This window comes from Pseudomonas pudica (assembly GCF_015680405.1).
GTDB classification, from domain to species: Bacteria; Pseudomonadota; Gammaproteobacteria; order Pseudomonadales; family Pseudomonadaceae; genus Aquipseudomonas; species Aquipseudomonas pudica.
This window is the reverse complement of the sequence record NZ_JADLJS010000054.1, coordinates 18,743-27,820: the sequence shown is the minus strand read 5'-3', so window position 1 is coordinate 27,820 and position 9,078 is coordinate 18,743. Positions and strand designations below refer to the sequence as shown.

Annotated in this window: 9 protein-coding genes; 2 read left to right on the top strand and 7 right to left on the bottom strand. The window is 61.5% G+C overall.

Features of this window, described 5'->3' with window-relative positions:
• Positions 1–86 precede the first annotated feature (86 nt).
• Positions 87–1,091 carry an amidohydrolase family protein gene (locus IRZ77_RS23945; protein WP_046615109.1) on the bottom strand — a complete coding sequence of 335 codons (1,005 nt, stop codon included), beginning with the start codon at positions 1,089–1,091 and terminating at the stop codon, positions 87–89.
• A gap of 117 nt (positions 1,092–1,208) precedes the next feature.
• Here IRZ77_RS23945 and IRZ77_RS23940 point away from each other — a divergent pair, with 117 nt between their 5' ends.
• Positions 1,209–2,072: a pirin family protein gene (locus IRZ77_RS23940; RefSeq protein WP_046615108.1), complete on the top strand. Its 864-nt coding sequence runs from the start codon at positions 1,209–1,211 to the stop codon at positions 2,070–2,072.
• Between the two features lie 112 nt (positions 2,073–2,184).
• Here IRZ77_RS23940 and IRZ77_RS23935 read toward each other — a convergent pair whose 3' ends face one another.
• The 4 genes from IRZ77_RS23935 to IRZ77_RS23920 all read right to left on the bottom strand — a co-directional run bounded on the left by IRZ77_RS23935 (position 2,185) and on the right by IRZ77_RS23920 (position 5,920).
• Positions 2,185–2,910, bottom strand: coding sequence for a dienelactone hydrolase family protein (locus IRZ77_RS23935; protein ID WP_046615107.1), 726 nt, complete (start codon positions 2,908–2,910; stop codon positions 2,185–2,187).
• A 79-nt stretch (positions 2,911–2,989) separates the two neighbouring features.
• The gene (gene htpG, locus IRZ77_RS23930; protein WP_108480225.1) at positions 2,990–4,894 is read right to left on the bottom strand and encodes a molecular chaperone HtpG; all 1,905 of its coding nucleotides are present in this window, start codon (positions 4,892–4,894) and stop codon (positions 2,990–2,992) included.
• 70 nt (positions 4,895–4,964) lie between these two features.
• Positions 4,965–5,447 (bottom strand): PaaI family thioesterase, encoded by a 483-nt coding sequence (locus IRZ77_RS23925; protein WP_046615105.1) that lies wholly within the window; start codon positions 5,445–5,447, stop codon positions 4,965–4,967.
• Positions 5,444–5,920 carry a PaaI family thioesterase gene (locus IRZ77_RS23920; protein ID WP_108480226.1) on the bottom strand — a complete coding sequence of 159 codons (477 nt, stop codon included), beginning with the start codon at positions 5,918–5,920 and terminating at the stop codon, positions 5,444–5,446. Before IRZ77_RS23920 ends, IRZ77_RS23925 begins: the two co-directional genes overlap by 4 nt.
• Before the next feature lie 154 nt (positions 5,921–6,074).
• Between IRZ77_RS23920 and IRZ77_RS23915 the strand changes: the two genes are divergently transcribed.
• Positions 6,075–6,359, top strand: a complete 285-nt coding sequence (locus tag IRZ77_RS23915) for a hypothetical protein (RefSeq protein WP_023661534.1) — start codon at positions 6,075–6,077, stop codon at positions 6,357–6,359.
• A gap of 67 nt (positions 6,360–6,426) precedes the next feature.
• Here the strand turns inward: IRZ77_RS23915 and IRZ77_RS23910 are convergent, their stop codons facing one another.
• Entirely contained in the window at positions 6,427–7,176 is a 750-nt protein-coding gene (locus tag IRZ77_RS23910; protein WP_046615103.1) for a DUF599 domain-containing protein, read from the bottom strand.
• Positions 7,177–7,487: 311 nt separating this feature from the next.
• The gene (brnQ, locus tag IRZ77_RS23905; protein ID WP_046615102.1) at positions 7,488–8,801 is read right to left on the bottom strand and encodes a branched-chain amino acid transport system II carrier protein; all 1,314 of its coding nucleotides are present in this window, start codon (positions 8,799–8,801) and stop codon (positions 7,488–7,490) included.
• Positions 8,802–9,078 lie beyond the last annotated feature (277 nt).

The following is a 9,078-nucleotide window of genomic DNA, read 5'->3' as shown; positions in this document are numbered from 1 at the left end:
TCCCACAGGTACTGCATAGGCTTCGGAACCTGCGCAGTACCTGTGGGAGCTGGCTTGCCGGCGATAGGGCCAGCACAGGAAAACCCTTATTTCTGCCTGGGCAGTACAGCCAGAAAATTCTCCCTGGCCACCTTGTTGGCAACTTGTTCCGGCAATGCATCCAGAAACGGCCTGAACCCATGCATCTGCTCCCCAAGGCTACCAAACCGCCCCACCACATCCGAACCCAGCATGAACCTATCAGGGAACTTTTCGACCAGTGCCAGCCACTCCTTTCGTGGCACACCCCGGTCATCCAGCAGGTAGGGTTCCAGCACGCTCCACGACAAATCGACATACAGGTTCGGGTAATCCTCCAGCAACCGCGTCAGCACCGGCAGCAGAAAGTCCATCTGCGTCTGGTGCCGGTGAATCTCCATGCTGCTGCCCGCGTGCGCCCAGATGAACCGCGTGTGTGGGTGATTGCGCAGCGGCTCTTCGATCTCCGCCAGGTACAAGGGGTTGCGCTCGCGCTTGGAGGTGATGTTGGAGTGCAGCAGCACCGGCAGGTCGCGCTCGGCCGCCAGGTGGTAGATACGCGTCATGGCTTCGTTGTTGGCGCGCGGCGTGTCACCGCTGGTCAGTGCCGTCAGGTCATCGTGGCGGGTGAACACCTCGCCAATGCCTTGCCACAGCCCCGGATGCAGATCGAGCATGCGCTCGATATGGCTGGCGGCATTCTTGTCCACCGGATTGAAGCCGGCCAGGAACGGATGAAAGCGCTTGCGCTGCTCGTCGGGCAGTTGCTGCAACGCCGCGGCGACGTAGGTGTCGGTGGCGCTGTACCAATAGGCTTCGGCGTCGTCCCCAGCGTAATAGCGCGGGCGCTTGGGCTCGTCTTCGTGCCACTTCTTGGCCACCGGGATGCCGGAAATCATCGACTGCTCGATACCGGCGGCGTCCATGGCCTGGATCAGCGCGGGCATGCCTTCGCTTTCCTGGAAGAAGTCGACGTAGTGCAGGTGGGCATCACTGTAGCGGTAGTCGCGGGCCTGCGCCGCTTGGCACAGCCAGGTGGATAACAGCACGCAGGCCAGCGCTCTGAAGATCATGATGAAGCTTCCTTTTCCGTGTACCAGATCTCTAGACCGGCCAGCCAACCAGACGGTTCAGCCGCGGCGGGCAAACCGCTATGCTTGAGGCATTTCCACCTTGCCTGGAGCCTTCCAATGAGCAGCCCCCTGGTCATCCGCCCACGCGCCGAATCGGTCGAGGGCCAGCCGATCCTGCGTCCGCTGCCGTCGGCCCAGTGCCGCAGCGTCGGCCCATTCGTGTTTTTCGACCATATGCTCGAAACCGACTATGCCCCGGGGCATGGCATGGACATCCGCCAGCACCCGCATATCGGCCTGTCGACCCTTACCTACCTGTTCGAGGGGGCAATCCTGCACAAGGACAGCCTCGGCTCGGTGCAACGAGTGCTGCCGGGCGATGTCAGCTGGATGACCGCAGGCAGCGGCGTGGCCCATGTCGAGCGCACGCCTGAAGATGCCCTGGCCCATGGTTCACGCCTGCACGGGTTGCAGGTATGGCTGGCATCCCCACGCGAGCATGAACAAGGCGCGGCAAGTTACAGCCACCACCCGGCAGCGAGCCTACCGGTCAGCGACAGCCTGGGGGTGCGCATCTGCATGATTGCCGGCAGCGGGTTCTGCCTGGAATCGCCGGTGCCGGTGCTCTCCCCTACCCTTTACGCGCATGTACAGATGCAACCGGCAACCACGCTGGTGGTGCCGAACGAGCATGTGCAGCGGGCGCTGTACCTGCTCGATGGTGAGCTGCTGATGAACGATGAGGACGTGGAACCGTGCAGCCTGGTGGTTCTGCCGGAAGGCGAAGAGGTGACGCTATATGCAGAGGGTGAGTGCCAGCTGGTGCTGATTGGTGGCGCGCCACTGGATGGGCCGCGGCGGATGAACTGGAATTTCGTCGCCAGTGATGCGGAGCTGATCGAACAGGCCCGGGCCAAGTGGGCTGCGGGGGATTGGCCGGTGGTGCCAGGGGAAACCTCGCGAATCGAGTTGCCTAGGTGAAGGGGGGGCGTTTTTGCGACCCATTCGCGGGTTAAACCCCGACCCCACACCGCGCCGGAACAGGGGGGGCGGGGTTTACCGCGAATGGGCTGCAAAGCAGCCCCGTGCAATCTCAGCGCTGGAACACTTCAGTCAGCAGGTTATGCATCGAGCGGAACGCCCGCTCCGAGGTGCGCCGGTCATACTGCATCTTGCCCGGCACATTGGCACTCGGGTCGGTAAACGAGTGCACCGCGCCGCCATAGCTCAGCAATTGCCAGTCAACCTTGGCCGCGTTCATCTCCTCCTCGAACGCCGGCAACTGCTCCTTCGGCACCAGTGGGTCGGAAGCGCCGTGCAGCACCAGCACCGAGCCCTTGATGCGCTTGGCATCTTCCGGGTTCGGCGTGTCCAGCGTGCCATGGAACGATACCGCCGCACGCAGATCGGCACCGGTACGGGCCAGCTCCAGTGCACAGCAGCCACCAAAGCAGAAACCAAACGTGCCGACCTTGCCCGGCTCCAGCAACGCCTTCGACTGCCCCAGCAACTGCGCCAGGGCTTCCTGCATGCGCTTGCGCAGCTCGCCACGGTCATTCTTCAACGGCATCATCGCCGCGCCGGCCTCGTCAGCGTTGGAGGGGCGCACCGATTGCCCGTACAGATCGGCAATCAGCACAACATAGCCCTTCTCGGCCACTTCCTTGGCGATGCGCTCGGCACCTTCGCCGATGCCCATCCAGTTCGGCGCCATCACCAAGCCTGGGCGGCCCAGCGCCCCTGGCTCATAGACCAGACGGCTTTCGTAGGTTTTGCCGGAAAGGTGGTAAACCAGCGATTCGACGATTACTTTGCTCATCAAGCACTCCTTTGGCACTCATCATCAATATGCTCGCCATGAAAAAAGCCCGCCGAAGCGGGCTTTCCTGTGCATCAACTCAAGCAGACAGCTCGACCAACAGCTTGTTCAGGCGACGAACGTAAGCCGCCGGGTCCTTCAAACTGTCACCGGCCGCCAGGGCAGCCTGATCGAACAGGATGTGCGACAGCTCGGCGAAGCGGTCTTCGCTCTGCTCGTTGTCCAGCTTCTCGATCAACGGGTGGGTCGGGTTGAACTCGAAGATCGGCTTGGATTCCGGCACCTTCTGCCCGCTGGCTTCGAGGATCTGGCGCATCTGCAGGCCCAGGTCCTGTTCACCGATGGCCAGGATCGCTGGCGAGTCGGTCAGGCGGTGCGACACGCGCACTTCGGCCACGCTGTCACCCAGCGCGCCCTTCAGGCGCTCTACCAGGCCTTCCTTGTTCTTGGCGACTTCTTCCTGGGCTTTCTTGTCTTCTTCCGAATCCAGCTTGCCCAGGTCCAGGTCGCCACGGGCGACGTCGACGAAGGCCTTGCCGTCGAACTCGTTGAGGTAGCTCATCAGCCACTCGTCGATACGGTCGGTCAGCAGCAGCACTTCGATGCCTTTCTTGCGGAAGACTTCCAGGTGCGGGCTGTTCTTGACCTGCGCGTACGACTCGCCGGTGAGGTAGTAGATCTTGTCCTGACCTTCCTTGGCGCGGGCCAGGTAGTCGGCCAGGGCGACGCTCTGCTCGCCGCTGTCGTCCTGGGTGGAAGCGAAGCGCAGCAGGCCGGCGATCTTTTCCTTGTTGGCGAAGTCTTCGGCCGGGCCTTCCTTCAGCACCTGGCCGAAGTTCTTCCAGAAGCCCTTGTACTGCTCGGGCTCGTTCTTCGCCAGCTTTTCCAGCATGTCCAGCACGCGCTTGGTCAGCGCGGTCTTCATCGAGTCGATGATCGGGTCTTTCTGCAGGATTTCACGCGATACGTTCAGCGACAGGTCGTTGGAATCGACCACACCCTTGATGAAGCGCAGGTACAGCGGCAGGAACGACTCGGCCTGGTCCATGATGAAGACGCGCTGCACGTACAGCTTCAGGCCGCGTGGCGCTTCGCGCTGGTAGAGGTCGAACGGCGCGCGGGCCGGCACGTACAGCAGCGAGTTGTATTCGAGCTTGCCTTCGACCTTGTTGTGGCTCCAGGCCAGCGGGTTTTCGAAATCATGGCCGATGTGCTTGTAGAACTCCTGGTACTCCTCGTCCTTGATCTCGGTACGCGGACGGGTCCACAGGGCGCTGGCACGGTTGACGGTTTCCCACTCTTCGGCCGGCTGTTCTTCGCCTTCGGCGGCAGCCTGCTCCTTCGGCAGCTGGATCGGCATGGCGATATGGTCGGAGTACTTCTTGACCACGTTGCGCAGGCGCCAGCCATCGGCGAACTCCTGCTCGCCCTTCTTCAGGTGCAGGACGATGCGGGTGCCGCGCTGTGGCTTGTCGATGGTGGCAACTTCGAACTCGCCCTCGCCTTTCGACGACCAGTGCACGCCTTCAGCGGTCGGCTGGCCGGCACGGCGGCTGTACACATCGACCTTGTCAGCAACGATGAACGCGGAGTAGAAGCCCACACCGAACTGACCGATCAGGTGCGAGTCCTTCTTCTGGTCACCGGTGAGGTTCTTCATGAAGTCGGCGGTGCCGGACTTGGCGATGGTACCCAGGTGGGCGATGACGTCTTCGCGGCTCATGCCGATGCCGTTGTCCTCGAGGGTCACGGTACCGGCGTCCTTGTCGAAGCTCAGGCGAATCTTCAGGTCGGCGTCGCCTTCGAACAGCTCTGGCTTGGCCAGGGCCTCGAAACGCAGCTTGTCGGCGGCGTCGGAGGCGTTGGAGATCAATTCACGCAGGAAGATCTCCTTGTTCGAATACAGGGAATGGATCATGAGGTGCAGCAGCTGCTTCACCTCGGTCTGGAAGCCCAGCGTTTCTTTTTGAGTCTCCACACTCATGGTCTTCAAAACTCCGATCTGATGGCAGTTGACGCCTGGCGGCCAGGTTGGCCTGCTTTAGCGGCGGATGTCATGCAGATGGGGGCTGCCCGAATGATTTCAAGGGCTTTTCCGGTTCGATCTTGAAATGCGCGCGAGCCGTGGCGATCGGCGACTGCCTGTCACCCTGCCAGGCGGTGATGGCTACATTGGTCACCCGCCGGCCCTGGCGCCACAGCTGGCACTGGGCGTAGGTATCGCGAAAGTGCCCGGCGCGCAGGTAATCGATGGAAAAGTCGATAATCTTCGGAATGCTCGCGCTCTCGCTGAAGATCAGCAGGTAAAGCGCTGCCGAAAGCTCCATGAAGCCCGCGATCACCCCACCGTGGATGGCCGGCAGCAGCGGGTTGCCGATGTTGTCCTGGCTGGCCGGCAGGCGGAACAGCAGGTCATCGCCCTCGCGCTCGCATTCGATGCCGATCAGGCCGGCATAAGGGATCAGCGCCAGCAAGGGCCGATAGTCTCCCTCTGCGTGAGCGGCGTTGAGCTGTTGGCGAACCTCGTGCGGAATCATGCCTCGCCCTCCTTCAGGCTGTTGCCGAAGCGGATGCCCCCCTTGATCTCCTGACCCAGGCGCATGAACGTGCCCACCACCTGGCAAATCGGCTGGGCGGGGTCGTCCTGGTAGGCCGTGCCACGGGTGAAGATCACATCGCGGGTGACCCGGTAGCACTGGGCATGGCCGTAGATGTCCTTGCCGGCCTCGGCCGGGTGCATGTAGTCGATGCGCAGGTCCAGTGTCGGGCACACCTCGAAGCGCGGCAGCACGCACAGCGTGGCCATGCCGCAGGTGGTGTCCATCAGCGTGGTCAGCGCGCCGCCATGCACGGCGCCGGTCTGCGGGTTGCCGACGATGGCCGGTGACCAGGGCAGCACCAGGGTCATGCCATCGGTATTGGCTTGCGCCACACGCATTTGCAACAACTGACAATGTTTCAGGGCCGAGAGAAAACGCTCGGCCATGGCCATCAAGGTTGAATCGCTCATTGGCTGTTTCCCTGCGCATTGCCGCAGCGGCATAAAATCGTTAAAAAGTCTATATAGAACGGGGCGTTATATATGTGTAATCTTCGCGGAACTTATTCCGCGTAGTTGCACTCGAAGGAACAAGTCACTTATTCCACCAAGGAGAAACACCCCCATGCGTAAACCTTTTGCTTTTGCTCTGATGCTGGCCGCTGCCATGGGCCTGGCCGCTTGCGATAAAGCGAGCGAAGACAAAGCCCAGGACGCACAGCAACACGCCGAGCAAGCCCAGGAAAAAGCGGGCGAAGCTCAGGATAAAATGAACGAGGCTGCCAAGGAAAACGCCGAAGCCGCCAAAGATCAGGCCGAAGCCGAGCAGAAGGCCGCCGAAGAAGCCGCTCCGGCTACTCCGGCTCCGGAAGCCGCTCCAGCTGCTCCAGCCGAACCTGCCAAGCAGTAATCGGCTAAAACAAGAAAACCCGACATCGTCGGGTTTTTTTGTGCCTGAAACTTATGGATTAAACGTTTCAGGTACCAGAAACAGTGTTTTCCTTGGCGGTTTCGGTCGAAACACTTTCGGTAGGTGTGAACACCATCACATCCAACACATCCGAATGGAACTCGCGGCGATACAGAATCAGCACTACCCCGACACTCATGACCATGAACAACCATGGGCTGATGAACCAGCTCAACATGGCCATGCCGAAGTAATAGGAACGCAGGCCCAGGTTGAACTGGTTGGCGGCAAGCGACAGCACCCGCGCCGCCCGCGACGCGAATGCCTTGCGCTCAAGTTCATTCACCAGCCGCTCACCGATCATCGGTGCCGAACCCACCAGTACTGCAGCGAAGTTGTATTGGCGCATGCACCAGCTGAAGGTGAAAAAGGCGTAGACGAAGACCATGGCCAGGCACAGCAACTTGATCTCCGACATACCCTGGGAGGTCTGCTGCACCAGCGGCAGGTCGGCCAGCAGCGACAGCGCCCGGTCAGAGGCCCCGAGCACGGTCAGGATACCGGCGAGGATGATCAGGGTGCTGGAGGCGAAGAACGAGGCATTGCGCTCGAGGTTGCCGATCACGCTGGCATCGGCAATGCGGTTGTCGCGCAGCAGCATGCGGCGCATCCAGTCTTCGCGGTACAGGTGCAGCACGCTGGCCAGGCACGCGGTGTCGCGGCCCTTCCAGATGGCATAACGGGTGTAACCACCCCAGCACAGGGCGAACCAGGCGATGGCCAACAGATTGTTGAAGTTGCTTTGGATGAAGTTCATGCAGGGTTCCCGGGAGGGCCAGATACCTGAAGGATAGGGACCGGATTTCGACGCTGGCAAGCGGCAAAAGGCACACATCCATCCTGATATTTGCACTGCTCATCCCGGCCTCTTCGCGAGCACGCCCGCTCCCACAGGTCAAGCGCAAACCTCAGAATTGGCGCTGTACCTGTGGGAGCGGGCGTGCTCGCGAAGAGGCCGGTACAGGCAAACAAAAAGCCCCGCATCCTCTCGGATACGGGGCTCTTGAGTTTCCACCCTTGGCGAGCACCCTTCGGCTTGTGGCCGGTGCCGCCCTCAGGCTTCGACTATCAGGCCAGCGCTTCGCGCGGCTTGCCAAGCATGCGGTCGCAGGCCACGGCGCCAACCAGGGTCACTACCGAAGGCACCAGCCAGGCCAGGCCCTGGTCGCCAAGCGGCAGGTGGGCCATGAAGTCCGGCAGCACATGGGCAATGCTGCTGCCCTTGATCGCATCGACCATGCCGAACAGCAGCGACACCAGCATCACTGGCGCCAGGATGCGGGTTGGCGAGTTCCACAGGTCCTTCACGAAGCTGAGCCCTACCACCACGATGCACGGCGGGTAGATCGCCGTGAGTACCGGGATCGAGAACATGATCAGCTTGGTCAGGCCGAGGTTGGAGATCAGCAGCGAGAAGCCCGCCAGGATAACCACCAGTGCGCGGTAGGACAGCGGCAGGATCTGGCTGAAGTATTCGGCGCAGGCGCAGGTCAGGCCAACCGCGGTCACCAGGCAGGCCAGCGCGATCAGCACGGCAAGGAAGCCGCTGCCCAGAGAGCCGAAGGTATGCTGCACATAGGCATGCAGTACCGCCGCGCCGTTGGTGGCGTCAGCCGCGATGTCGTGGCTGGTTGCACCCAGGCGGAACAGGCTGATGTACACCAGGGCCAGGCCGACACCGGCGATCAGGCCAGCGATGATGGCGTAGCGGGTGATCAGCTTCGGCGACTCGACACCGCGCGAGCGGATGGCGTTGACGATGACGATACCGAACACCAGGGCACCCAGGGTGTCCATGGTCAGGTAACCATCGGAGAAGCCCTTGGAGAACGCTGCGGCGGCATAGGCCGGCTGCGCTTCGCCAATGGTGCCGGCAGGCAGCGCGAAGGCGGCGATGCCCAGCACCGCCAGGGCGATGATCTTCAACGGCGCCAGGAAGCGGCCCACAGTATCGAGCAGCTTGCCCGGGTACATGGACACAGCCAGTACCACGAGGAAGTACACCAGGCTGTAGATGAAAAGTGCCAACGGGCTTTCACCGGTCAGCGGCGCAACGCCCACTTCGAACGATACGGTCGCGGTGCGCGGGGTAGCGAACAGCGGGCCGACCGACAGGTAGCACACAGCTGCCAGCAGGCCACCGAAGAACTTGCCGATGGGGCTGCTCAGGGCATCCATGCCGCCGCCGACCTTGGCCAGGGCAACCACGGTGATGACCGGCAGGCCCACAGCGGTAACCAGGAAGCCCAGGGCCGCCATCCATACATGCGGGCCAGACTGCAGGCCGACGATAGGCGGGAAGATGATGTTGCCAGCGCCCACGAAAAGCGCAAACGTCATAAAGCCAAGCGCCAGGATATCCTGGCCTTTAAGAACTTTCATTTAAGGTAGTACCACACTGCTGAAATCGGGATTCGAGAGGGGATTTCCCTTTGGATGAGGGGAAATGCTGCCCGGCTTGATAGGCCAGACCCGTTTAGCGTGTCGTTCCCTTTTGGGGTACGGGCACAGAGTGAACGCGTAATGTAACTGTTTTGTCAGTCAAACGCACTGGCACAGTGCTGCTTGTCCGATGTGCGTACATGTTTGTCGTCTGTGCGACCGAGGACAGCAAGAATTATCCTCGGATTTAAACATTCGTCTGCGTGAAAATTCCTAT